Origin of the sequence: Oceanobacillus locisalsi (assembly GCF_042675985.1) — a bacterium.
GTDB classification, from domain to species: Bacteria; Bacillota; Bacilli; order Bacillales; family Amphibacillaceae; genus Oceanobacillus; species Oceanobacillus locisalsi.
The window spans coordinates 15,736-40,899 of the sequence record NZ_JBHTKK010000013.1; the positions used below are offsets into that span (position 1 = coordinate 15,736).

A 25,164-nucleotide genomic window follows, 5' to 3' on the forward strand; every position below is an offset into this window, starting at 1 on the left:
ATTCCCGTAAATAGACGGCAGAATCCTCCTTTTTTAGGTTGAAAAAGTTAATTTATATGACTTAACTTACGCACTTTAAGAAGTCACTTTCATTCCATAGGAACAAGGGTTGATCGTTTCTTCTATACAGCTGAAGAGGAGAAGATAAGGTGTTAAATTACCGCTGCGGCGGACCGTTTTGCTTTCCTAGGGGCACGCTCTTCAGCTAACTTTTGCCAAGAAGAGCGCTTGGCAAAAGTGGATCTTCAGATGGTGCTGATCCCTCAGGAGTCAAAACGGTCCGCCTCCGCTAGTGGGGTATTCTATACATGAAATAGATGAACAAATAAAATCATCTAACTTCATTAGAATGTTATTTCTTTCAAGCACTGTAGCATCCTATTAGAGCGCAGGCCAACCACGTAGATTCCTATGTGGTTGGTAGGCTAAAACCGTGACTCCTAGGGGTGGAGCTGCGCTTATTCGCCCCATCGAAAAGAGTTGTGCATCGCAGGGCGAACTGAAGATCCACTTGAAAAGCGGGGTGGTTGGCCGGAGCGGAAAGCTATACACCCTACCCTGTTCAAAAAATAGAAGGATGATTGAACGAAAAGCTAGAATAATAATAGAGATCATGTTCATTTTGGAACAGCAACGTTTATATGTTTATTCTTAGGTGTGAAAGTTGAGTTAATTTATATGATAAAATAGAAACAATAATAATAGCTACAGAGAGATGTAATAGACGAATAAACTGCCAAGCATCAAAACTATTACTGTACAGCCTGTTATAAAAGGGATAATGTAATGTTGGGGAGCGAGCTCTGAGAGCGGGCGGCGATCCCTGTTAGACATCCGGCTGAAAAAATATTGGAAACTGTAGAAAACAATGTCAAAAAAACGTCCTTTGACTACATAACCGGCCATCGCGTACAAGATAAGAGCGGCACCTGTAACAAAAGAAACATTTATGTAAGATAAAAGATGAATGTTTTGGTAAAAAAGAAAACTAAATAGCACAATGAGGATTTGAGAGATTGCAATCCATATAAGTGATTTTTTAATCATAACTATCAACGTCCTTGCCAATGTATATGTAGCATATTATATCATTAATGTATTAAAACGTGTAATGGATTATAAAAATAATAGACACAGATAGATATGTTATTTACCATATTTAAATTGAAAAACCTTTTCAATTTGGAATAAACTGTAATAATAAAAAGAAGTTATCAAATACAATTTCAAAAAATAAACTAGGTAAAAAGAACGATTTTTTAAATGCAAAACGTAAAATGGAAAGCTTTTAAATTGTAAAATTAAAGTAATAAAAGGAAATGTAAAAGCTGATTTGCCAACATTTATGTAAGCGTTTTATCATTGTTGTGTTAGTCTTCGGAAACAAATTATCTTTCTTTTCTGTATTAATGAAATTATAAAAAATATTTACAATTATATTTCAAAGAGTATAATATGTTATAGATTACAAAAAAAGGGGTGTACGAAAAAGTGAAAAAGTCTAAATATTATCTCATTATTGTTTTGGCGTTGACGATGGTGATTATTTCAGCATGCGGATCAGACAATAGCGGCGAGGGAAGTTCAGAAAATTCGGAAGGCGGAGAATCAACTGCTTCAGGCGAGCAGGTGTTTAATATGGTAGAAACAGCGGAAATTCCGACAGGTGATCCTACGTTGGCAACAGATGCTGCTAGTTTTATTGTTTTTGGACAAACAATGGAAGGTCTTTATACTTTAGATGAAAATGATACACCGGTACCAGCTATTTCGGACGGTGAACCAGAAATAAGTGATGACGGACTTGTTTATACTTTTACATTACGTGAAGATGCCAATTGGTCTAATGGAGATCCGGTAACAGCTCATGATTTTGTCTATTCCTGGCAAAGAGCAGTAGATCCAGAGACAGGCTCTGAGTATGCTTATATGTTCTCCGATGTTATTGAAAATGGCACAGATATTATAAATGATGAAGCTGATCCGGAAGAATTAGGTGTAGAAGCTACTGATGATTATACTTTAGAAGTTACACTTGAACAGCCGGTGGAATACTTTGACTCTTTACTTGCATTTGGCACGTATTTACCTTTAAATGAAGATTTTGTAGAAGAAAGCGGCGACAGCTTTGGAACCAACAGTGACAATATGCTCGCTAATGGTCCATTTGAATTGACTGAATGGGATGGTTCCGGCCTGACTTGGAAATATGTAAGAAATGATGAATATTATGATACAGATAATGTAGCTCTTGATGAAGTAAACGTACAAGTTGCAAAAGATCCGGGTACAGCAGTAAACCTATTTACAACAGACGAAGTAGATCGTACAGCAGCATTAAGTGCTGAGTATGCGAAACAATATGCTGAAGATGAAAATGCTGCTACTTTTGAAGAAGGAAGCTCCTGGTATCTTAAGTTCAACCAAGAACGAGATGGGGAGGAAACACCTCTAGCAAATGAAAACATCCGTAAAGCAATTGCGATGGCTTATGACAAAGAGTCATTTACTGAGCAAGTGTTATCCAATGGTTCTGTGCCTACAGATGGATATGTACCGCGTGGACTAGCAGAAAATCCGGAAAGCGGGGAAGATTTCCGTGACGAAAGCGGTGATTTATTAGGATACGATCTGGAACAAGCACAAGAGTATTGGGAACAGGGCTTAGATGAATTAGGTGTAGATGAAATTTCATTGGATTATTTAAGTGATGATACTGAAAATGCGAAGACAACTTCAGAATATTTTAAATCGCAATTAGAATCTAACTTGGAAGGCTTATCAATTAGCTTATCCAATGTTCCATTTAAGAACCGTCTGGACCGGACAACTAGCCAAGATTACGATATTGTAATGCATGGCTGGGGACCTGACTATCTGGACCCACTTACTTTCTTAGATTTATATGTAACAGATGGAACAAATAATAATACTGGTTATTCCAGTGAAGAGTATGATCAGTTGATTGAAGATGCTAAAGTAACGTATGCAAACGATCCTGAGCAACGTTGGGAAGTAATGCTTGAAGCAGAAAAACTTCTCGTTGAGGAAGATACCGTTATTGCACCAATTTATCAACGTGGTAGATTAACGCTTATCAAGCCGAATGTAAATGGGCTGGAAGAGCATTTATTTGGACCAGATTATACACTGAAAAATGTAACTATCGAAAATTAATCTTTTAAGAATTAATAAATTAAAAGTTTAAGGGTGAAGAGAGAGACTTTCATAGTAAAGTACTCTCTTTTCCTCATTATGAGAAGTTTTTTAGAAAATTTTTATTTATTCGCATTTAGGGGGATACGATATGGTGAAGTATATTACCAAGCGTATAATTTACTTGATTATCACGCTGTTTATTATTGCTTCCGTAACATTTTTTCTGATGAAGTTTTTACCAGGCACGCCATTCTCCAATGAAGAAAGGCTATCGGTAGAACAGCGGGAAATATTAAATGCAAAATATGGACTGGATCAACCAGTTCCGATTCAATATATGAACTATATGCTGAATATTGCTAAAGGTGATTTGGGAGTTTCCTTTCAGTTTGATAATCAGCCGGTGCTTGAACTGCTAAAAAATAGGATTGGCCCATCATTGCAATTGGGTGTACAAGCTATGGTTATAGGAACCTTGCTAGGGATTGTTCTAGGTGTGCTCGCTTCCATGTTTCAAAATACGTGGATTGACTATGGCAGCACATTCCTGGCTATTTTAGGTAAGTCTATCCCGTCCTTTGTATTGGCAGCAGTAATGCAGTACTATATTGGAGTGAAGCTTGGTTGGCTGCCGGTAGCCTCATGGGATAGTTTTGCATCTTCCATTATGCCGACCATTGCACTGGCTATTTTTCCTGTTGCAACGGCAGCTCGTTTTATGAGAACAGAATTAATAGAGGTATTTGGTTCAGATTATATTACTTTGGCCAAAGCAAAAGGAAATTCACGAATGGAAGTGGCATTTAAGCATGCTATTCGTAATGGATTAATTCCTATGATTACGGTTATGGGGCCAATGGCGGTAGGTTTAATGACAGGTTCCATGGTTGTAGAGAATATATTTGCAGTTCCAGGAATTGGAGAGCAATTTGTTAAGTCTATCCAGACAAATGACTTCCCTATTATTATGGGAACAACCTTATTCTTTGCCTTCTTGCTGACTGTTATTATTCTAATCATCGATATCCTGTACGGAATTATTGATCCAAGAATACGTCTGACAGGAGGCGATAAATAATGAACAGAGACATAGAAGAAATACCTAAAGAACGTTTTGAACCCGCTCCGCCCAATGAAGGGGAAATGGAGAAAATCGAGAAACCGCAACTTTCGTTTATGAAGGATGCTTGGCTTCGGGTTCGTAAAAATAAAGCCGCTCTTATCAGTTTATTCATTTTGGGAATTGTAGTACTTATGGCGGCTATTGGTCCTTATCTTTCTCCGCATGACGGTTATGCACAAGATGTAACCAAAAATAATCTACCACCGCGTGTGCCGGGGTTAGAACAAATCGGAATATTTGATGGTACGCAAACAGTTGGCGGTGTAGAGACAAATAAATATGAAGATATGAATATAGAAGAATACTATTGGTTCGGGACCGATAGTCTTGGGCGGGATTTGTTTACCAGAGTATGGTTAGGAACCAGAGTATCATTATATATTGCTGTTTTAGCTGCAGTAATTGATATGCTTGTTGGTGTGATTTATGGATTGATTTCCGGATTTAAAGGCGGCAGAGTTGATAATGTTATGCAGCGTATTTTGGAAATTATGTCTGGTATCCCTAACTTGATTGTAGTTATTTTAATGCTTCTTATTTTTGAACCTGGCATTATGTCTATTACACTGGCGATGGTTATAACAGGATGGATAGGGATGGCGAGGGTTGTCCGTGGACAAGTTCTAAAGTTAAAGGATCAGGAATATATTCTTGCCTCTCGGACACTAGGAGCGAATAATAATCGTTTATTATTTAAGCATTTGTTGCCAAATTTATCAGGAGTCATTATTATCAATACGATGTTTACGATTCCCAGCGCTATTTTCTTCGAAGCTTTCTTAAGCTTTATTGGAATTGGTTTGCAAGCACCAGCGGCATCCTTGGGTACACTGATTGAAGATGGTTATAAAACATTCCAATTTTTACCTCATTTAATGATCATCCCGTGTATTCTTATCTGTGTCATTTTGATTGTATGTAATTTAATTGGAGATGGGTTACGTGATGCATTTGACCCTAAAATGCGTGATTAAAGGTGAGGTGAAACGATATGAAAAAAATACTGGAAGTGAAAGACCTTCATATATCATTCCATACATTTGCAGGAGAAGTACAGGCAATCCGAGGCGTCGATTTTGATTTATACGAAGGGGAGACGCTTGCGATTGTCGGAGAATCTGGATCAGGAAAATCGGTAACAACCAAATCCATTATGCGGCTATTGCCGGAAGGGAATTCCGAAATTAAATCGGGAAATATACTTTTTGGCGATGATGATCTTGCCAAAGCTTCAGATAAGAAGATGCAGAAAATACGCGGAAAAGATATTTCGATGATTTTCCAGGATCCAATGACTTCATTGAATCCGACCATGACTATTGGCAAACAAATTATGGAACCTTTAATAAAACATCGGAAATATGGTAAAGGTGAAGCGAAAAAACGAGCTATTGAACTTTTGGACTTAGTTGGTATTACCAAACCGGAACAGCGTCTGAAACAATATCCGCACCAATTCTCCGGCGGAATGAGACAGCGTGTGGTGATTGCCATTGCTCTTGCCTGTGCTCCGAAAGTATTGATTGCTGATGAGCCAACAACAGCATTAGACGTTACCATACAGGGACAAATATTGGATTTGATGAAAGAACTGCAGAAAAAAATCGAAACTTCCATTGTGTTTATTACTCATGATCTGGGAGTAGTTGCCAATGTTGCCGATCGTGTGGCAGTCATGTATGGCGGAAAAATTGTTGAAATTGGCACTGTAGATGAAATATTTTATAATCCCCAGCATCCATATACGTGGGGGCTAATCAGTTCCATGCCGAACTTGGATACGGAGGAAGAGGAGCTATACGTTATCCCAGGCACACCGCCTGACTTACTGAATCCTCCTCAGGGAGATGCTTTTGCTCTGAGAAACCCGTATGCTATGAAAATAGATACAGAAGAGCAACCGCCGATGTTTAAGGTTTCTGATACCCATTATGCTGCTACGTGGTTATTGCATCCAAGCGCACCTAAGGTAGAGCCGCCTTTGGCAGTAAAAGAAAGAAAGGCTATTTTCGAGAAAAAACAAGCCGCTTCTGTAAGGGGAGGAAAATAACATGGCGGAAAAACTGTTAGAAGTCAAAAATCTGAAGCAGTACTTTCATGTTGGAAAGCCAAAAGAAGTACGTGCTGTTGATGATATCACTTTTGATATTTATAAAGGAGAGACGCTCGGACTGGTTGGTGAATCCGGATGCGGCAAATCAACGACAGGGAGATCTATGATTCGTCTGTATAATGCAACAGATGGAGAAGTACTTTATCAGGGTAAGAATGTGCATGGTAAAAAATCAAAATCACAGTTAAAAGAATTTAACAGAAAAATGCAGATGATTTTCCAAGATCCTTATGCATCTCTGAATCCTCGGATGAAAGTGGCTGACTTGATTGCAGAAGGAATCGATATCCATGGACTTGCTAAAAATTCAAAAGAAAGAATGGAGAAAGTCCATGAACTGCTGGAAATTGTCGGACTCAGCCGAGAGCATGCGACGCGTTATCCGCATGAGTTTTCAGGTGGTCAGAGACAAAGACTCGGAATTGCCCGTGCGCTAGCAGTGGAGCCGGAATTCATTATTGCGGATGAACCCATATCTGCTTTGGACGTATCCATTCAAGCGCAAGTGGTTAATTTGTTGAAAAAATTACAGAAAGAACGCGGGTTAACGTACTTATTTATTGCGCATGATTTGTCCATGGTGAAATATATCAGTGACCGTATCGGAGTGATGTATTTCGGGAGGTTAGTTGAACTTGCTCCTGCAGACGATTTGTATCGTAATCCAATGCACCCGTATACGCAATCTCTGCTTTCAGCAATTCCGCTGCCGGATCCGGATTATGAGCGGTCACGCACACGGAAATCCTATCGTCCGGAAAATCATCAGTATGAGGATGGAGAAGATGTCAGAATGCGTGAAATTTCTCCAGGTCATTTTGTACTTTGCTCTGAAAAAGAGTTTGAGCAATATCAAGCGGGCTATAACCATAAAAAATAAGCAAAAAATAGAATGCAATTAAGGTAAAAAGCCGTATAAAACCAGTCTTTCTGGTTTTATACGGCTTTTTATATTTAAGATGCAGTAGACAAAATTATTATGAAAACGATAGATTTTGGCGAGAGTAATACGTATGTCATACAGGTTATTTTTTGTTTTAGAACAGTAGGAAGTATGCAGGAAAATCTAGTATAATGATAATAATTTAAAATATTCAATGCATCTTTATGAAACATGTATGTAACAACAGCCGGTAAAGAAGAGGTGAAATGCGTGAAGAAAAAATTTGTATGGAACCCTGCTAGATTGTTCTTTCAGGATACAGGGACAGAAAAAATTGAAGCGCTGTCAACGGAAGGATGGAGAGTGGAAAAACTGCAGTTAGGCGGTCTGCTATTTCAATTAACAGAAGATACGCCAAAGGAAGTGCAATATCAATTAGGATTTCATTCGATACAACATATTGATAAGAATATGGAAGAAAGTAAAGGCTGGCAGCTTATTGACGCCCAAGACTATATGCAAGTTTATGAAGGGATCCCGGAAGCTGCTCCAATGCATGGGAATCAGGAACAGCTGCTAGAGCAAATAATGCAAGAAGAGCACTATCTGAGGAAGTATACCATCATTTCATGGTTTTTCTTCCTTCTTTTGTTGATATTTCATATGAATATCGATTGGCCTCCTGTGCAAATGATTCTGCTTGGCGGAATCATGATGTTATCGATAGCATGTATTTTCATGCTTGCTTTGTTCTTATTAAACAAATATAGACAGTATAATTTAAGAAACATGTCATAAACTAGAAATTATTGTAATAAAACAGTAAACTATCTGAAGTAAAAAAACCATTTTGTAATATAACAGAAGTATTATGGAGATTTTCAAAGAAAAAGGCAGAAAACATCGGTTTATTTTCCATAGACGCAAAAGATTGCCTTATATTGTCGATAAATGAAGCTCAGCGCATTTTGAGCTTCTTTGTTATTTCTTTTATAATGAACTATGTGCTTGTTAATGAGCGGATACATCTATATAAGAAGGGTAATGAAATGAGTTGAAAGTCAGTTCATTTCTTTTATATTTTCTTATAAATGAATCATTAGTACCAAAGATTGTATTTTTTTAGATATTCTGTGAATCGCAAATAATATTAAAGAGGTGATTACATGGCAGTAGTAGAAGCAAAAAACCTGTCTAAAATCTTTGGTAAACATATTAATCAATCTATCGAGATGTTGGATCAAGGTAAAACCAAAGAAGAAATATTAAAACAAACAGGAAGTACTGTCGGCGTAAACCGAGCTAGTTTCTCCGTAGAAGAAGGAGAAATTTTTGTTATTATGGGGCTTTCAGGAAGCGGGAAGTCTACGCTGGTCCGGTTAATTAATCGTTTAATAGAGCCTAGTGAAGGGTCTATTACCATTGAAGGAGAAGAATTATCGACACTGGATAAACAGGCATTAAGAAAAGTACGCCGTGAAAAGTTGGGAATGGTATTCCAGCAATTTGCCCTTTTCCCGCATCGTACGATTTTACAAAATGCTGCGTTTGGATTAGAAATACAAGGTAAAGATAAATCCGAACGCGAAAAAAAAGCAGAGGATTCTTTAAATATGGTCGGTTTAGGGAACTATATCCATCAGAAACCAGGTCAACTATCTGGCGGAATGCAGCAGCGTGTCGGTTTGGCTCGGGCACTGGCAAACGACCCGAAAGTGCTGTTAATGGATGAAGCTTTCTCCGCACTTGATCCGCTTATCCGTAAAGAAATGCAGGATGAGCTGGTTGATATTCAGGATTCAATGAAAAAAACAATCATTTTTATCACGCATGATCTGGATGAAGCACTTCGCATAGGAGATCGGATTGCATTAATGAAAGATGGTGCTATCGTTCAGATTGGTACTCCGGAAGAAATATTAATGAATCCTGCGAATGACTACGTAGAGAAATTCGTAGAAGATGTAGACCGTTCCAAGGTACTCACTGCAGAACATATTATGAAAAAACCGGAAACAGTTGGAGTGGACAGAGGTCCTAAAGTCGCTTTAAGACAGATGAAAGAATATGGTGTATCAACGATTTATGTAGTGGACAAAAGAAGAAAATTACTTGGTTATGTAACAGCTGACTTGGCAGATGAAGCAAATAAAGAAGGTAAAACAATAGAAGATGTCATGGTGACAGATTTACCAAGAATCAAGCCGGATACATTACTGACGGATTTATTTGAACCGATGGCTGATCAAAAGGCGCCTCTCTCTGTCGTGGACGATAATGGCAGGTTAGTCGGTATTATCGTAAGAGGTTCCGTTATTGGTGCACTTGCGGGCGATGACCAAGTGTTGAACGGAAACGGGGAGGTGACAGCAGATGAATAATACAGAAGATGGAGCATTGTTTCCGAAATTACCATTAGATGAATGGGTCGAGTCGTTTGAGGACTTTTTAACAACATATCTATCCGCATTTTTTGACACTATCTCCAATGTTATTGAATTTATTACTGAAAATTTTGTTTCTGTATTGGAAATGGTGCCAGCACTGGTACTGATTGTGGTTGTTGCTTTGCTGGCATGGTGGCTTAACGGCTGGAAACTGGGACTTTTTGCTTTAATCGGCTTAGGAGTTATTAATAATCTCGGTTATTGGCCGGAAACATTACAAACAGTATCCCTTGTTATTGTATCCGTAATTATTTCCATGATTATTGGGATTCCAATTGGTATCTGGATGTCCCAAAAGGCAACGGTGCAATCGATTATTACTCCGATTCTGGACTTTATGCAGACAATGCCGGCCTTTGTTTATTTGATTCCGGCAGTGGTTTTCTTCAGTCTCGGTATGGTTCCGGGCGTGGTGGCAACCATTATTTTCTCTATGCCGCCAACTGTCAGAATGACGAACTTAGGTATCCGGCAAGTACATCCGGAGTTAGTAGAAGCATCTGAAGCATTTGGTTCTACAACAGGACAGCGATTAGGTAAAGTACAAATACCGCTCGCGATGCCGACCATTATGGCTGGTATTAACCAGACCATCATGCTTTCCCTTTCTATGGTTGTTATTGCTTCGATGGTAGGAGCACCAGGTCTTGGTGTTATTGTTTACCGGGCAGTGACACAGGTTAATATCGGATCCGGGTTTGAAGGCGGCATATCGCTGGTTATCTTAGCAATGTTATTAGATCGCTTTACACAAGGATTTAATAAGAAGAAATAGTTAGTTTAAAGATTTTTAGCTTTTAAAAATCTTTGCTATATAAAATTTTAAAAAAGGGGGACATTCTTAAAATGTTTAAGAACGTCAAATCTATCGGTTTTATCGCATTGCTTGCACTAGTTCTTTTATTAGCTGCATGCGGCGGAGAAGAAGAAGAAGACACAGGTTCTGGCGACAATGAAGGTGGCGAAGAAGCTTCCGGCACGGAACTTGGTGAGACAGATCTTTCCGTTCCATATGTTGCTTGGGCAGGTGCTATTGCTCGTACGCCTTTAGTCCAACAAGTACTGGAAGAAGTAGGGTACACAGTGGATATAACACAAGTTGAAGCAGGTGCGATGTGGACAAGTGTTGCCAATCAGGACTCGGCATTTATGACCGCTTCATGGCTTCCGGTGACACACCAAGCTTACCAAGAGCAATATGGTGACGATGTAGAAGAACTTGGAAATTTCGTAGATGAAGCACCTCTGTCAATGACAGTACCATCTTATATGGATGTTGATTCTATTGAAGATTTGAAAGATAATGAAGAACTAGGTGAAGCTGTAGACTGGACTGTTACCGGTATTGATCCGGGTGCTGGTGTCATGGAGAGTACTGAAACAGCAATTGAAGAGTATGAATTAGATAACTGGGAACTGTCTGCAAGCTCTGAAGGTGCAATGCTGTCAGAACTACAGACTGCCGTTGACAATGAGGAACCAATCGTTGTTACAGGTTGGCAGCCGCATCCGATGTTCGCAACAATGGATTTAAAATTACTTGAAGACCCTCAGGAAGTCTATGGCGGTGATGGTGACCGTATCGGAGCTGTAGCACATACAGACTTCCAGGAAGAGTCTCCTGCAGCATATGAAGTTATGCAACGTTTACTAGAAGACTATGATCAGGATATGGAAAACGAACTGTTAGCTGCTATTGATGAAGGCGCAGAACCAGAAGATGCTGCTGCTCAGTTCCTCGAAGACAATCCAGAGCTTTTAGAAGCATGGACAGAAGGCTTAGGTGAATAATTACCTAATTAATACAAGATAAAAGCAGTATCATCCTAAAGGAACTTCCCTTTTCAGCAGACAATGGTTTGCTGGGAGGGAAGTTTTTTATTTGCAAATAAATCCGAATATAAATTATTTTTATCATATTTACATACGGTTTTTACACAAGGAATTATAAAATAAATACAAATGAAGCGGATGATAGAAGTAAAATAGAAAAATAATGTTCGTATTTTACATTGACGTGTCTTTTTTTTATTGATAAAATACTAATTGGTGATTAAAAAGCAAATGATGCTAAGAGATTGTGCTGTTATGAATCGATATAAATAAAATCATGCAGGGCAAGAATCTTCATATATAAAATCAATCTTGGAGGTGCACCATGTCCTCAGTAGTAGTTGTAGGTACGCAATGGGGAGATGAAGGGAAAGGTAAAATTACTGATTTCCTGTCTCAAAATGCAGAAGTAGTTGCTCGTTATCAAGGCGGAAATAACGCTGGTCATACGATTAAATTTGATGATGTAACATACAAGTTACATTTAATTCCATCTGGAATTTTCTTTAATGAAAAAACGTGTGTTCTCGGAAACGGAATGGTTATTGATCCGAAAGCATTTGTCGAAGAAGTGGCTTATTTACATGAACGTAATGTATCCACAGAAAATCTTCGTATTAGTAATCGTGCACATGTGATTCTTCCATATCACTTGAAGCTGGATATTCTTCAAGAAGAAGAAAAGGGCGAAAATAAAATCGGTACGACGAAAAAAGGAATCGGCCCTGCCTATATGGATAAAGCGGCACGTGTCGGTATCCGCATTGCTGATTTAATGGATAAAGAAGTATTCCATGGTAAATTAGTACAAAACTTAAAAGAAAAGAACCGTTTATTTGAAAAAGTATATGAGTCTGACCCGATTCAAGTAGAGGAAATTCTTGATGAATACTTTGAATATGGACAGCAGCTGGCTCCTTATGTGGTAGATACATCCGTTGTTTTAAACGATGCGATTGATGAAGGAAAGCGTGTCCTGTTTGAAGGTGCGCAGGGAGTTATGCTCGATATTGACCAAGGTACGTATCCGTTTGTAACGTCTTCTAACCCGATTGCTGGAGGGGTTACGATTGGTTCTGGTGTAGGTCCTTCCAAAATCAATCATGTAGTAGGTGTGTCAAAAGCATATACCACCCGTGTTGGCGATGGCCCATTCCCAACCGAATTGCATGATGAAGTAGGGAACCAAATTCGTGAGGTTGGCCGTGAATATGGTACAACCACAGGACGTCCGCGCCGTGTAGGCTGGTTTGACAGTGTCGTTGTCCGCCATGCACGCCGTGTGAGCGGAATTACGGATTTATCTCTCAACTCCATTGACGTATTAACAGGTATTGAAACATTAAAGATTTGTGTTGCCTATCGCTACAGAGGAGAAGTTATTAAAGAATTCCCGGCAAGTTTAAAAGCATTAGCGGAATGTGAACCCGTATATGAAGAGATGCCTGGCTGGACAGAAGATATCACAGGCGTGAAGACGTTGGATGAACTTCCACCTAATGCACGTCACTATCTAGAACGGATTTCCCAGCTGACAGAAATTAATTTATCTATCTTTTCTGTCGGCCCCGACCGTTCGCAGACAAATGTCGTAAGAAGTGTGTATCGTCCGTAATATCATAAGAAAAATACAGGAAAAGGAGCTGATTGCAGAAATCAGCTCCTTTTCTTGTTGGATGTAAATAAAAACCTTTTATTTTATGGTAACTCAACTTACGCACCTAAGAATAAGCATATAACTCTTGCTGTACCAGGATGAACATGATTTCTATTATCATGCTTGCTTTTCGTTCAATCATCTTTTTATTTTTGAACAGGATATGGTGTATAGCAACCGCTCCGCCGCAGCGATCGCCTTACACCTTACCCGCTAACCTCCTTCAACAGATGTATAGAAAAAACGATTGACCCTTGTTCCTGTGGGAGGGAAGTTACTTTTTAAAGTGCGAAAGTTGAGTGGTAATATGAGAGAATAGATTGTAAATCAAAAAGTTATCCTGTTTTTCTGATGCATATTCCTGTATACCTACAAGACAGAAGAGCTATTTTACGTTAAAATAGAAAGAAGGAGTCTAGCCAATTATTTTGTTTTTATCATGATTATGAAATGACTAAGCTGGGTTATCCATGAACAATGATTCATTTTTGTAATAAAGATGAAAATCCATAATTTTACGATGAATAGATTCAAATAAACAAAAACGATAATAAAAAAGGATGTGCAATCAATGAGTCAAAAAATACTAGTTGTTGACGATGAACAGCCAATTGCAGATATATTACAATTTAATTTGGAAAAAGAAGGTTACCAGGTCGTCGTAGCCAATGATGGCGATACAGCCATTGAACTGGCTGAAGCTGATCGCCCTAATTTAATTTTATTGGATATTATGCTTCCTGGAAAAGATGGAAATGAAGTGTTGCGTGAGATACGAAAAACACAGAGTGTTCCGGTAATTATGCTGACCGCAAAAGATGCAGAAATTGATAAAGTACTCGGGCTGGAGCTTGGGGCAGATGATTATGTGACCAAGCCATTCAGTAACCGGGAATTAATTGCACGTGTGAAAGCAAACCTGCGTCGTGAAAATGTACCGGCAGATGAATCAACTAAAACATCCAGAGATATTGTGATTGGTGATTTAGCTGTTCATCCAGATGCTTATGTTGTTTCCCGGAAAGGCGTGGAAATTGAATTAACACATCGTGAGTTTGAACTGTTGCACTACCTGGCCCGTCATATCGGACAAGTGATGACACGTGAACATTTGCTGGAAACGGTATGGGGTTATGACTATTTTGGTGATGTGCGCACAGTAGATGTGACCGTCCGGCGTTTGCGTGAAAAGATTGAAGAAAACCCTAGTAACCCTCTGTGGATTGTAACAAGAAGAGGTGTCGGTTATTATCTGCGTAATCCTGAACAGGAGTAAGGATGTATGAATAAAGTTGGTTTTTTTAGGTCAATCCAGTTAAAGTTCATTATTATTTATATCTTGTTGTTAATTTTAGCTGTGCAAGTTATTGGGTCTTTTTTTACCGACCGTTTGGAAGAAGATTTGATGAATACCTTCGAGGCTTCTGTTAACGAACGTGTGGAAATGCTGAGCTATAATCTGGAGCAGGCTTTTACCAGAGAACGTTCCGAAGAAGATGATAGTTTAGAACAGGAAATTCAAGCAATCATTGATGATGTCAATACAGATAATCTGGCAACAAACATCCATGTTTATGACAGTCAAGGCGGTATTTTAGGGACCAATCAGCTCGATGGACGCTCAGATATTGGAAAGAAATCTACAGAAACGAATGTGAAAAACACATTACTATTTGATCAGTCCCAGGAGAATAGGTACTTTGATCCGCAAACGGACAGCAGGATGTATGTCCATGTGGAACCGCTTATTGGAAATGAAGGACTGTCGGTGGGTGCTGTGCAATTTAGAGCCTCTATGGAGGAAGTCTATAATCAGATTGAAGAAATTAATAATATCTTTTTACAAGGTTCTATTTTAGCAATCAGTATTTCAGCGATACTGGGTATTCTCGTAGCACGTACCATTACTAAACCAATTAAAGAAATGCGTGAACAAGCGCTGATTATGTCGAATGGAGACTTCACGCAAAAGCTTGATGTTTACGGACGGGATGAGATTGGCCAGCTGGCGGAAACCTTTAATGATTTGAATAGCAGGCTAAAGCATTCTTATGCCACGATTGAGGAAGAACGGCGGAAATTGAGCTCGGTTCTTTCCTATATGAGTGATGGCGTTATTGCGACAGACCAGACAGGAGCTGTCACATTGCTGAATGACGCTGCGGCTAATATGATCGGTTTGAACCCGGATGATGTGATAGGTGATGACCTAATTGATGTTTTGAACTTGGAAGAAAAATTAGTTGATATCACGAAGCTCCCGGACAGCGGTTCGATGATTATTGATTTTAGTGATGAGGAAACACCATTTATTATACGTGCCAATTTTTCAACCGTCGTGGATGAAGAAGAAGAAGCTACTGGTTACATTACGGTGATTAGTGATGTTACAGAACAAGAAAAAATCGAGCAGGAGCGCAGAGACTTTGTATCGAATGTATCGCATGAACTCCGGACACCGTTGACCACGATGAAAAGCTACTTAGAAGCACTGTCAGACGGAGCTTGGGAAAACAAAGAGATTGCACCGCGGTTTTTAGATGTTACACAGAAAGAAACCGATCGTATGATACGAATGGTAAATGATCTGTTGCAGCTGTCTAAGATGGATTCAGACGAGTTGCCGATGCATAAGGAAAGAACGGAATTTATGGGCTATACGCAGCAGGTTCTGGACCGGTATGAAATGAATCTGCCAGAAACGATTACATTGGAACGCCAGATACCAAAAGGAAAATCATACGTATGGATGGATAAAGATAAAATCACTCAGGTGTTTGATAATGTCATTACCAATGCGATTAAATACTCGCCAGAAGGTGGGAAAGTACGTGTGAATCTAGAAGTAAAACGTCACATGGTTATTGTCAGCATTCAAGATGAAGGGATGGGCGTTCCATATGATAAACTCGATAAAATATTTGATCGTTTCTACCGTGCCGATCGTGCAAGAACAAGAAAACTTGGCGGAACAGGACTGGGCTTAGCGATAACGAGGGAGCTTGTCGAAGCCCATCATGGAAAGATCTGGGCACAAAGTAAAGACGGAAAAGGAACCACAATTCTATTTACCTTGCCACTCATGGGATCGAATCGGGGGAAAGGCAAATGAAGTTAGAAACTGCAAAATCATTGTTATTGATTATTTTAATTAGCACGAGTTTAGTTCTTACATTCGGAATGTGGAATTACCGCCCAGAATATGAGCCATTGAGTGACGTAGACTCTGTTGATAAAGAAGACTTAGGCGGGGATATCATGCAAGCAAGTGATGTGATGCAGCCGACTGATGTTGTTTTTAAAATGAATGGACAATATTTTGGTTATACAGACCCTGTGGACAGTACACAGTTTTTTGAAGAGATGCAGCAATGGGAATTAACAAATATTCGAAGCAGTGATATTGAAGAGGACAGGGAATCGGGGGCGGAAGTGGAAATCATTTTTCCTACAGATGTTCCATTATCGGTATTTGATAATATTTTAAATACCAACAGTTCATTGACAGATATCACCAATTTTTATACAGACCGTTTTTATATTGATTTAGAGGAGGATGAAGAATCGCTGCATGTTCAATTTGTTTCCTCGGAAGGAGATCAAATTGTGGAGGCGGATATTCCTTCTATGTCTAACTTCGACAGACTGTTAACGATATTTGGTGAGCTGGACGAGGAAGAATATGAAGAACAGCATTTAATGACAGAGACGGACAAGGATATTTATATTCCTACTGGACAGAAGACATTAACATCCTATTCTTACACGTTTGATACGATTCCGGCTGGTGATATTAGAAATATTATGTTCAGCAATCCTAATTTGGTCAATGTGTCGGAATCAGAGTCCGGATCAATTATGTACCGTACGGATAATAGACAAATAAATATTGCCGGGCATGGCATGCGATTTATTGATGTGGCGGAAAGAAATAATGAGCCGACAGATAAGAGCGTATTGCAGCAAAGCTTAGAAGATATTAATGATCATGCCGGTTTTACCGATGATTATCGCTTAGAAAACTTTACCGATGACAGTGTTTCATATCGTCTGTTTCATTTTCAATATCCTGTTATCAATAATTCGAACCCGGATTTGTCGTTGATCTATCAACAATGGCAGAACGATCAATTAAGTGAGTATAACCGGTCGTTGATTTCTTTGGAAACAGTCGCTAATACCTCCTCAACCAAGTTAAGAGACAGCGGTGAAGTTATGGAAAGTATCTGGCAAAATGATAATGTGGAGGATATTCAAGATATTCAGATTGCGTATCATTTAACCATTGAATCCGATGATAATGGAGAAGATTATGTGTTACTAGAGCCGGATTGGTATCAGCGAATTAACAATAACTGGTCACCAGTACCGGAACAAAACACGGATGCGCAGCAAAATACAGAAGGGGGAAATTGAGAATGCAATGGTCACATATTAAAACGCTATTTATTCTCAGTTTCCTTGTCTTGAATGTTTATTTACTATTTCAATTTATGGACAAACAGGAGGATATGGATTTTCCGGAGCTGGAGGTTAGTGATATGAATCTGGATGAGGAGCTGGATCAAGAAAATATTACAGTATCCGCAGATATTGATTTTGAAGTTCCGGAGCTGAGTTATATTTCATCATCACAAAAGGAATTCTCCCGCTCGGAAATCAGTGACTTAAATGATATAGAGGATATCGAAGCGGAGAAAAGTATGGATAATAAGTTGTTAACCGCAGAATTCGATTCTCCTTTGGAAATTCCGGAAAATTTGGAGCGGGGGGACTTGTCTGACTTGGTCAGTCCTTATGTTTTAAACGCTTCAGAATTCAGTTTTGGCACATGGAATCATGATTTAAATATTATCGTTTTCTTTCAAAATAAAGAAGATTATCCGATTTATTTAAATCAACATGCGATGCTGACCTTTTATGTCAATGATGATAGAGAAATAACGCATTATACGCAAACCATGATTGGTGATGCGAATACGCAAGGAAGTGCCGATTTGAATGCACCAATGATTGCTATTGGTTCGCTGTATCATAATCGCTTTTTAAATGCAGAAGAAGATGTAACAGATGTGACGTACGGGTATTATTCCAGAATTGACGAAGAAGGGGAAGGAACGCAGGTGTTTGCACCAACCTATAAAATAACGGTAGATGATGAGCGTGATTATTTTGTCAATGCTGCAGAATCCTTTACCTATCCGGGAGATTATACGGAATATCTTACAAGTATGCTGGATGAGAATTATTTACAAAAACTGAATGCAATGTCAGAGGAAGATGAGCAAATAGCAGATGACCTTATCTCCATGATGGAGGATAAGATTGCACCTTTTAGGAGTGATGAGTCAGAATAAATAAAAGAAATATTGAATTGACGGGGTTTTATAGAAATAAATCCCGTCTTTTTTCTGCGAAACCAACAAAAACCTAACAATTAATCTAAAAACGTTAATTCATTTAAAATTTCGCTATGATGCGAAGCAACATTATGGACTGATTTTTTTCTCATTTTATTTGTAACATGTGTATAAACTCTTAAAGTTGTATTCGGATCTTTGTGCCCCACTCTTTCCATTATTGTGGATAATTCGGCGCCTGCTTCAGTCTGCATTGAAATATGTGTATGTCTGAATGAATGAGGTGTTAGGTGCTTCCCTATATCGATTTTTTCCATAATTCTCTCCATTCGTGTTGCCACAAACTGCCTTATATATGGATAACCATTTTGCCTTTGAAAAACAAAGTCCTTATCGTGAAAGTCTTCTATTTGAGTGCGATATTTCAATTTATGCATGTCGTTTTTATGCACAAGTTTTTTAAGAATCATCATTATGCTTTCATCCACATCAATGATTCTAATATCACTAGTTTTCGTTGTTTCTAAAGAGTACTCCCTCATATTAGAGTTTTCGCTTGTGAGTGTTTTGCTTATTCTTATTTTATTGTTGTCAAAATCTAAGTCCTGTTTTTTCAAAGCAATCACTTCACCAGGGCGCATCCCAGTGAATGCAAGAGTAAAGAACCATTCTTTATCTAAATTAAGACCTTTCTCCAAAACTGTTTTTAAAAACAATTCAAGTTCATGTTTTTCAAAAAACTCATCTTGAATTGATTGGTTTTCCAATTCATCGATAGTTTTTGCCTTTTTAGGTATTTCAGCATCGTCAGTTGGGTTTTCAGTTATTAATCTGTTCTTTTTAGCGAATTTAAAAATCATTTTAGCGCAAGTGTTAATTCCCCTTATCGCTCCCTCTGAATACGGCTCTCCTTTGTTTCCGTCTACACTTAATTTAATTAGTAAGTCTTGATATACAGCGTGCGTTATTGAAGTGATAGGGGTGTCACCGAAATATTTGTTTAATACCTTGATTTCATCTTCTCGTATCCTAACAGTACCTCTTTTAACACCGGCTGTAACCTCATATACGCTAATCCATTTTTCGGCTAGTTTGCTAAAGGTAACCTTAGCACTAGCTTTTTTGTCAAACTGTTCCACTGTTAATTCGTCAATTACTTTTCGAACCTTTTCTTTTGCTTCCTTTTTAGTTTTTCCGCGTCTTTCAATTTGCCTTCTTTTCCCTGTCGTTGGATGGGCGGGAGCATCAGCAACACAAAACCATCTAGTTTGCCCTGATTTCAACTTGATTTTATCACAATGCATTTTTAATCATCCTCCAAAAAGTATTTTGGGACCTCTTTATAAGCGATCAAATCCCCATCCAATTCACCATCGTTATTAACCCAGACAGAGTTATAAACGGGTAGTACCGCCATATCTTCCATCGCTTTCTGTTTCTTTTTCTCTTCCAATGATGTGATTTTCATGTTAATCATCCTTTCTTTTTGTCTTTATCTAAAATCATTTGGTTATAATGCAGCGTGTGCAGCAATTGATAAGCCATAATCTTGGAATCTTCTCTCGACCATTCCACGCCATCATTTTCATAGTTTTTACCACTAAAATAATGGGCAATTAACTTTTCTAGCATTTTGTTCAATTCTATAAACACCCATCTTTGATTTGCTTTCTTAGCCACTTCTAGCATTTCTTCTAAAGCAATTCCTACTTCTCCATTCCTAAAATCTCTACTTTTCATAAAGATACACTCCTTGTATATTGTTTGTTTTCATACATTTCTAGTCTTCTTAATGCAAATTCATAATCGACTTCGAAATGCTTTATAATATCCTCTGCACAACTAATATCCAACTTGTCCAACATAAAAGTAGGGACGCAGAAATGATAAGCGAAATAATCAGCTTGATACTCCTGTAAGTCCACGAATAATTTATTCATAACTAATTGAATGCCAACGTGTCTGAGATAATGGCATATTTCATGTCCGAACATCATCCATTCACTTCTGATCGTTCCTTTGTTTAATGCGATTTCATTTTCCATTCTAATTGCTCTATTTTGGTAAGAAATTACAACCCCCAATAATTTAGCGATTAAAAACATGTCCATTTCAGACGGTTTAGTGATTCCGATTTTCATATAAAGCTCATAGATGTAATCCTCAAGGTGTGAATACAAACTAAATCCCCCAATTTAAAGAATGTATGTTCTGTTTATGGTTAAAAGAGAAGGCATGCGCAAGCACACCCTCAGTTGACTATTTAGTTATTTGTTTTAAGTTACCATTGAACATCGTCCATACCTTCAATTCCGACTGCTCTAACATTAGCGTGGTCAGCATTATCTTTTATAATAGGAGGTAAGGAGGTTCCACCGCCAAATTCAAAGCTGGTTTCTCCATTTGCGCCCAATGAATAGTTTTGATCCATATATATTGATTCAGCAGCTATAAAATTATCATCCGAATCATAAATACCTATGGCGCCAGTTGTATCATCTTCCGTAAAATCTATATCGGTATCATTTTCCAAAAATCCTGTTACAGATATGTCAGCAGATTCTTTTCCCCATGTATCAACCTTGAAATTTTCGTCTCTTGTCGAGAAATCCACAACCTCAGTTTTCGAAACCGGCATAGGGGATAACTCAATTTCTATTTCCTCTAAATTTTCATATTCATCAATACTTCCTTCTATTTCAGTTGAAACATATCCGACTTCTCCCGGGTTCAAATAACTGGGAGTGATTGATGAATCGCCTACAGAAATAACACCGCCATCGGAATCTAAATAAGTAATATCAGCTCGGCCTGCATCCACAACTGTTTCACTTGTATTCTCTATTTCAGCATATACAGCAATAGTTTCTGTGGATATAGCTTCATCCATGTATTGATAATGTTCTATTGCATTTACTTCTGCAGTAGCTTCTTGTTCCTCTAAATTCTCCATCTGTATTTCAGCAGATGATTTTTCTACATCTTGATTTGGTTCATCCGATGCATTGTTACTGTCTGCATCATTTTCACTGCAGGCAGCAAGTAATAAAATAAGTGCAAAAACAAAAATTATTTTTTTCAAACTATCGACCCCTCTATTTCATTTTCTATCTATATCAAAGCCACTTTATTCATTTTGGCTCTTTTTGAATTTAATAAATTCATACACTTCTTTCAAATCTTCTGCAGTCAGAGATTCCATATCATGAAACATTAAATCGATATCAGGGAACTCTGTGACGATTTTGTTTTTGTAATAATCGAATTTATTTTCTTCTGCATTTCTCCCTAATAAGTAATCAGCTGATACATCGAAAAAAGTTGCAATATCCACTATTAGTTCTGGATCGGGCTTCGATTTACCACTTTCATATCTGGATAATTGGTACGGACTTATCCCAAGTGAGTCGGCGACTTGCTTTTGTTTTATGTCTTTTGCATCTCTCAATGATTTTATTCTTTTCCCTAATATATTATCCAAAGCCTTTTCCTCCAAGCTCTAAGTTATAACTAATATATCATTTTTGCAGTTATTGCAAATAAAAATTGCAAAATATGCATAAAAACTATTGACATTGCAAAAAATGCAATATATACTTTAGTTAATCAATTGCAAAAAGTGCAACAGAAAGAGGTGATCATATGAAGAAAGTAAACCTTCAAAAAGTTAAAGATATACGGAAGAAAAAAGGTTTATCTCAAGAAGATATGGCTAAATTATTGGATCTGAAATCTCTTTATCCTTATCACAGGAAAGAATCAGGAACACAAAAATTCACTGCCGAAGAGATTCATGCCATATCCATTTACTTTGATTTACCAATTGAATATTTTTTTGATAATGAACTTGCAAAAAATGCAATTTAACAAATCGTATAGGAGGTAACTCAATGTCTGATGAGCCAATAGAAAACCTAAGCGAAATTGCTGATGTAATCAATAAAGCTAATACAGTCCCATCTGAAATACTTCAAGTATTCATTAAACAAAATTGCACTGTTGAAGAAGCTAAGGATTTGCTCAATGTAATTCTTAAAGTACTCGATGAAGGAACGCAAAAATATCCAGAAAGAGAAAATGAATTGATTAAAGAAAATTTATTCAAATCCCAATAGGAGGTGCACTAATGTTCCGTAAAAGAAGAAATACAGTTTCAAGAATCCAACAACAAATGAGTATTGCTGTATCTAAAATAAAAGATGATGTTACCGAATTATCCACAGAAGCAAAACAGTTGCGAAAAGAAGTTCGCAAATTAACAAAAGAAGTAGAACGATTAACTGAGCTTAAGGAAGACTTAAAGCAAGACCTACGAGAAATGGGCGGGGGCAACTGATTATTTTTTTATCCTAACATCTTCTCTAATTCTTTTGATCTTTTGGATATATAAGCAAGTTTCCTTTTGGTAGAAGGACTAAACTTCTCTCTGTTATCCACGCGGCAACGTGGACAAACTAATTTAGTCTTTCCGTCAAAAACATCTTTTAATTTAACTTGAAATTTATGCTTGCAATTCGAACAATCAATTTTTTCTTTTTCATCACCAAAAATTAATTCTAAATCAATCTTACTCAATTAATCCCTACTTCCTAAAGTTGCCCCCTACGGCAATATTCGACAGGAAGTAAGAAAAAACCTTTTAAGGAGTGAAACAAATGAATCAACTAACAAAAATGTTTGAAGATCAAAACTTAATCATTGTAACTAATGGTGAAAATCACGAGTTTTTATTAAGAGATTTGTGTAACATTCTAGAACTTGGTCAAACAAGTGCGGTAAAAAGGCGCTTAGACGATGACGTGATTTCAAATCACCCCATCCAAGATTCACTAGGAAGAACACAGACGGCAACTTTCGTGAATGAAGATGGTCTTTACGATGTCATCCTCGATAGCCGTAAAAAGGAAGCTAAACAGTTTAGAAAATGGATTACTTCAGAAGTCATTCCATCAATCAGAAAAACAGGCGGATATATCCAACAAGACAGAGCAATAGATTTTGTTAATTCTTGGTTACCGCAGTTGGATGACAATTCTAAGCATGCAGTTGCTTCAACACTTGAACAGAATAAGCATTTGGTGAATGAAAATAAGCAATTAGTGACTACTATCGAAACACAAAAGCCAAAAGTTGTTTTCGCAGATGCTTACGAAGTTTCAGAGGATTCAATAACTATTAAGGAAATGGCTAATCTACTAAAACAAAAAGGCTTAGATACCGGCGAAAAACGTCTTTATATTTGGCTTCGAGAAAATGGCTATGTGTGCAAGAAAGTTGGTGGAATGTACAACCTACCAACACAACGTTCTCTTGATTTAGGAATATTGGAAATCAAGAAAGGTGTCAGAACTGGAACAGGTGGTGCTTTACGCCAAACCAGGACCACTAAAATTACTGGAAAAGGTCAAATTTACTTTGTAAATAAATTATTACCAGAAACGGCGGTGATGTAATGGCTGAAATAAAACAATTCAACAGTTTTCCGGTTAGCTATAACAAATTGACAGACTTTACTAATAAAAGGGTGCTTGCAGAATACTATCATCACGATACGCCATCAGAACCATCCGTTTCAGTTCTTGGAACTTTAACAGACGTTTTTATATCTACGGATAATGACGGATACATTTCTCTTAGATTCAAATATGGTACTGACGTTTCTTTTCACGAAGAAAACTACTTCACTAACCTTTCTTACGATTCGGTAGTATTTGCATCCAAAAACGATGAAGAAACCTATTGCATTATCACATTAATTTAAAGGAGTGATCTAAATGCCAGTAACAACATTTACTGACGAAGAAATCCAAGCAATCGCAAAAGAAGTCACAAAGCAATTGCTGCCGATTTTAACGGAACATTTCAACAAAGATTCATTGCCGCCATTAATGACCAGAAAGCAATTCATGGAATTTCTAAATATCGGCGGAACAAAATGTAATGAGCTATTCAATCAAGATGGTTTCCCTGTAACTAGAGAGTTAGGTCACCCAAGAGTCATTACTGAAAAATTCTTTGAGTGGATTAACGAATCGGCTGAGGGGCCAGATAATCCACTCAGATATTACCAACAAGCGAACTAACTTCAATTTAAAACAAGCAAACTAGAAACCAACTGAGGGGTTGGTAACTACCATTATAGCAATATACAAAACTATTAAAAGACACTTTGTAGAGCAAGCAACGATGTTGCAGATTATGCAACAAAGGAGGTGATCTTATGCAGATTTCAGAGGGGGAGTTGCTGCGAAGAATGAGAGCAATAGCCGGGTATACCCAAACCCATATGGCAAAGCTCATGAATTGCGATAAATCTCTAATATCAAGGATTGAAAATGGATCAGTTGCAGTAACGTTAAATCGAGCAATGGTGTGGGCGGTCAAAACAGGCAATCAAGATATGCTAATCGCTTTTGTTTCCAGCGGAACCATTGTCGCAGAAACACTTATTAATACACCTGGGGTCATAGGAGTTGTATCAATACTATGTACTGTACTAGGAGGAATCTTATGAAGAGAGACGATGGTCTTGCTTATGTAGGGATTATTTTAGCTGTATTCACCATCATTTCACACATTTAGGAGGGTT

At 37.9% G+C, this 25,164-nt stretch carries 29 protein-coding genes; 21 read left to right on the top strand and 8 right to left on the bottom strand.

Annotated elements, in window-relative coordinates:
- Nucleotides 1-705: 705 nt before the first annotated feature.
- Nucleotides 706-1,047: a DUF3899 domain-containing protein gene (locus ACFQ19_RS11350; protein WP_379592199.1), complete on the bottom strand. Its 342-nt coding sequence runs from the start codon at nt 1,045-1,047 to the stop codon at nt 706-708.
- A gap of 444 nt (nt 1,048-1,491) precedes the next feature.
- Here ACFQ19_RS11350 and ACFQ19_RS11355 point away from each other — a divergent pair, with 444 nt between their 5' ends.
- The 14 genes from ACFQ19_RS11355 to ACFQ19_RS11420 all read left to right on the top strand — a co-directional run bounded on the left by ACFQ19_RS11355 (nt 1,492) and on the right by ACFQ19_RS11420 (nt 18,572).
- Nucleotides 1,492-3,177, top strand: a complete 1,686-nt coding sequence (locus tag ACFQ19_RS11355; protein ID WP_379592200.1) for a peptide ABC transporter substrate-binding protein — start codon at nt 1,492-1,494, stop codon at nt 3,175-3,177.
- A 130-nt stretch (nt 3,178-3,307) separates the two neighbouring features.
- Entirely contained in the window at nt 3,308-4,237 is a 930-nt protein-coding gene (opp3b, locus tag ACFQ19_RS11360; RefSeq protein ID WP_379592201.1) for an oligopeptide ABC transporter permease, read from the top strand.
- The gene (gene opp3C, locus ACFQ19_RS11365) at nt 4,237-5,256 is read left to right on the top strand and encodes an oligopeptide ABC transporter permease (protein WP_379592202.1); all 1,020 of its coding nucleotides are present in this window, start codon (nt 4,237-4,239) and stop codon (nt 5,254-5,256) included. Before opp3b ends, opp3C begins: the two co-directional genes overlap by 1 nt.
- Before the next feature lie 17 nt (nt 5,257-5,273).
- Nucleotides 5,274-6,332, top strand: coding sequence for an ABC transporter ATP-binding protein (locus ACFQ19_RS11370; RefSeq protein ID WP_379592203.1), 1,059 nt, complete (start codon nt 5,274-5,276; stop codon nt 6,330-6,332).
- A 1-nt stretch (nt 6,333) separates the two neighbouring features.
- The gene (locus ACFQ19_RS11375) at nt 6,334-7,275 is read left to right on the top strand and encodes an ABC transporter ATP-binding protein (protein WP_379592204.1); all 942 of its coding nucleotides are present in this window, start codon (nt 6,334-6,336) and stop codon (nt 7,273-7,275) included.
- A gap of 273 nt (nt 7,276-7,548) precedes the next feature.
- Nucleotides 7,549-8,076, top strand: a complete 528-nt coding sequence (locus ACFQ19_RS11380; protein WP_379592205.1) for a DUF2812 domain-containing protein — start codon at nt 7,549-7,551, stop codon at nt 8,074-8,076.
- Nucleotides 8,077-8,444: 368 nt separating this feature from the next.
- Complete coding sequence (locus ACFQ19_RS11385; RefSeq protein WP_379592206.1) at nt 8,445-9,659, top strand: quaternary amine ABC transporter ATP-binding protein; 1,215 nt, start codon at nt 8,445-8,447, stop codon at nt 9,657-9,659.
- Nucleotides 9,652-10,500 (top strand): ABC transporter permease, encoded by an 849-nt coding sequence (locus tag ACFQ19_RS11390; RefSeq protein WP_379592207.1) that lies wholly within the window; start codon nt 9,652-9,654, stop codon nt 10,498-10,500. Before ACFQ19_RS11385 ends, ACFQ19_RS11390 begins: the two co-directional genes overlap by 8 nt.
- Nucleotides 10,501-10,571: 71 nt before the next feature.
- A complete protein-coding gene (locus ACFQ19_RS11395; protein ID WP_379592208.1) occupies nt 10,572-11,516 on the top strand; it encodes a glycine betaine ABC transporter substrate-binding protein in 945 nt (314 codons plus the stop codon).
- A 367-nt stretch (nt 11,517-11,883) separates the two neighbouring features.
- Nucleotides 11,884-13,173: an adenylosuccinate synthase gene (locus ACFQ19_RS11400; protein WP_379592209.1), complete on the top strand. Its 1,290-nt coding sequence runs from the start codon at nt 11,884-11,886 to the stop codon at nt 13,171-13,173.
- 613 nt (nt 13,174-13,786) lie between these two features.
- Nucleotides 13,787-14,491, top strand: coding sequence for a response regulator YycF (gene yycF / locus ACFQ19_RS11405; protein ID WP_379592210.1), 705 nt, complete (start codon nt 13,787-13,789; stop codon nt 14,489-14,491).
- Nucleotides 14,492-14,497: 6 nt separating this feature from the next.
- The gene (gene walK, locus ACFQ19_RS11410) at nt 14,498-16,327 is read left to right on the top strand and encodes a cell wall metabolism sensor histidine kinase WalK (RefSeq protein WP_379592211.1); all 1,830 of its coding nucleotides are present in this window, start codon (nt 14,498-14,500) and stop codon (nt 16,325-16,327) included.
- Nucleotides 16,324-17,631, top strand: coding sequence for a YycH family regulatory protein (locus tag ACFQ19_RS11415; RefSeq protein WP_379592212.1), 1,308 nt, complete (start codon nt 16,324-16,326; stop codon nt 17,629-17,631). Before walK ends, ACFQ19_RS11415 begins: the two co-directional genes overlap by 4 nt.
- A gap of 2 nt (nt 17,632-17,633) precedes the next feature.
- Nucleotides 17,634-18,572, top strand: a complete 939-nt coding sequence (locus ACFQ19_RS11420) for a two-component system regulatory protein YycI (protein WP_379592213.1) — start codon at nt 17,634-17,636, stop codon at nt 18,570-18,572.
- Nucleotides 18,573-18,652: 80 nt separating this feature from the next.
- Here the strand turns inward: ACFQ19_RS11420 and ACFQ19_RS11425 are convergent, their stop codons facing one another.
- The 6 genes from ACFQ19_RS11425 to ACFQ19_RS11450 all read right to left on the bottom strand — a co-directional run bounded on the left by ACFQ19_RS11425 (nt 18,653) and on the right by ACFQ19_RS11450 (nt 22,056).
- A complete protein-coding gene (locus ACFQ19_RS11425; RefSeq protein ID WP_379592214.1) occupies nt 18,653-19,879 on the bottom strand; it encodes a tyrosine-type recombinase/integrase in 1,227 nt (408 codons plus the stop codon).
- A gap of 2 nt (nt 19,880-19,881) precedes the next feature.
- A complete protein-coding gene (locus ACFQ19_RS11430) occupies nt 19,882-20,043 on the bottom strand; it encodes a hypothetical protein (RefSeq protein WP_379592215.1) in 162 nt (53 codons plus the stop codon).
- Between the two features lie 5 nt (nt 20,044-20,048).
- Nucleotides 20,049-20,315 carry a hypothetical protein gene (locus ACFQ19_RS11435; RefSeq protein WP_379592216.1) on the bottom strand — a complete coding sequence of 89 codons (267 nt, stop codon included), beginning with the start codon at nt 20,313-20,315 and terminating at the stop codon, nt 20,049-20,051.
- Complete coding sequence (locus tag ACFQ19_RS11440) at nt 20,312-20,755, bottom strand: ImmA/IrrE family metallo-endopeptidase (protein ID WP_379592217.1); 444 nt, start codon at nt 20,753-20,755, stop codon at nt 20,312-20,314. Before ACFQ19_RS11440 ends, ACFQ19_RS11435 begins: the two co-directional genes overlap by 4 nt.
- Before the next feature lie 101 nt (nt 20,756-20,856).
- Nucleotides 20,857-21,657 (bottom strand): membrane lipoprotein lipid attachment site-containing protein, encoded by an 801-nt coding sequence (locus ACFQ19_RS11445; RefSeq protein WP_379592218.1) that lies wholly within the window; start codon nt 21,655-21,657, stop codon nt 20,857-20,859.
- Between the two features lie 45 nt (nt 21,658-21,702).
- Complete coding sequence (locus tag ACFQ19_RS11450; RefSeq protein WP_379592219.1) at nt 21,703-22,056, bottom strand: helix-turn-helix domain-containing protein; 354 nt, start codon at nt 22,054-22,056, stop codon at nt 21,703-21,705.
- 161 nt (nt 22,057-22,217) lie between these two features.
- Here ACFQ19_RS11450 and ACFQ19_RS11455 point away from each other — a divergent pair, with 161 nt between their 5' ends.
- From ACFQ19_RS11455 to ACFQ19_RS11465, 3 genes are read left to right on the top strand one after another with little or no spacing between them, the layout of a single operon-like run.
- Complete coding sequence (locus ACFQ19_RS11455) at nt 22,218-22,442, top strand: helix-turn-helix transcriptional regulator (protein ID WP_379592220.1); 225 nt, start codon at nt 22,218-22,220, stop codon at nt 22,440-22,442.
- Nucleotides 22,443-22,465: 23 nt separating this feature from the next.
- Nucleotides 22,466-22,690, top strand: a complete 225-nt coding sequence (locus tag ACFQ19_RS11460; protein WP_379592221.1) for a hypothetical protein — start codon at nt 22,466-22,468, stop codon at nt 22,688-22,690.
- Between the two features lie 11 nt (nt 22,691-22,701).
- A complete protein-coding gene (locus ACFQ19_RS11465) occupies nt 22,702-22,911 on the top strand; it encodes a hypothetical protein (RefSeq protein WP_379592222.1) in 210 nt (69 codons plus the stop codon).
- Between the two features lie 8 nt (nt 22,912-22,919).
- Here ACFQ19_RS11465 and ACFQ19_RS11470 read toward each other — a convergent pair whose 3' ends face one another.
- Nucleotides 22,920-23,150 (bottom strand): hypothetical protein, encoded by a 231-nt coding sequence (locus ACFQ19_RS11470; protein ID WP_379592223.1) that lies wholly within the window; start codon nt 23,148-23,150, stop codon nt 22,920-22,922.
- Between the two features lie 80 nt (nt 23,151-23,230).
- Here ACFQ19_RS11470 and ACFQ19_RS11475 point away from each other — a divergent pair, with 80 nt between their 5' ends.
- The 4 genes from ACFQ19_RS11475 (at nt 23,231) to ACFQ19_RS11490 (ending at nt 25,089) form a co-directional block, all read left to right on the top strand.
- Complete coding sequence (locus ACFQ19_RS11475; RefSeq protein ID WP_379592224.1) at nt 23,231-24,028, top strand: phage antirepressor; 798 nt, start codon at nt 23,231-23,233, stop codon at nt 24,026-24,028.
- Nucleotides 24,028-24,336 carry a hypothetical protein gene (locus tag ACFQ19_RS11480; RefSeq protein ID WP_379592225.1) on the top strand — a complete coding sequence of 103 codons (309 nt, stop codon included), beginning with the start codon at nt 24,028-24,030 and terminating at the stop codon, nt 24,334-24,336. The genes ACFQ19_RS11475 and ACFQ19_RS11480 overlap by 1 nt, the downstream gene beginning before the upstream one ends.
- Before the next feature lie 13 nt (nt 24,337-24,349).
- The gene (locus ACFQ19_RS11485) at nt 24,350-24,658 is read left to right on the top strand and encodes a hypothetical protein (protein WP_379592226.1); all 309 of its coding nucleotides are present in this window, start codon (nt 24,350-24,352) and stop codon (nt 24,656-24,658) included.
- Between the two features lie 137 nt (nt 24,659-24,795).
- Nucleotides 24,796-25,089, top strand: a complete 294-nt coding sequence (locus ACFQ19_RS11490) for a helix-turn-helix domain-containing protein (protein ID WP_379592227.1) — start codon at nt 24,796-24,798, stop codon at nt 25,087-25,089.
- The last annotated feature ends 75 nt before the right edge of the window (nt 25,090-25,164 follow it).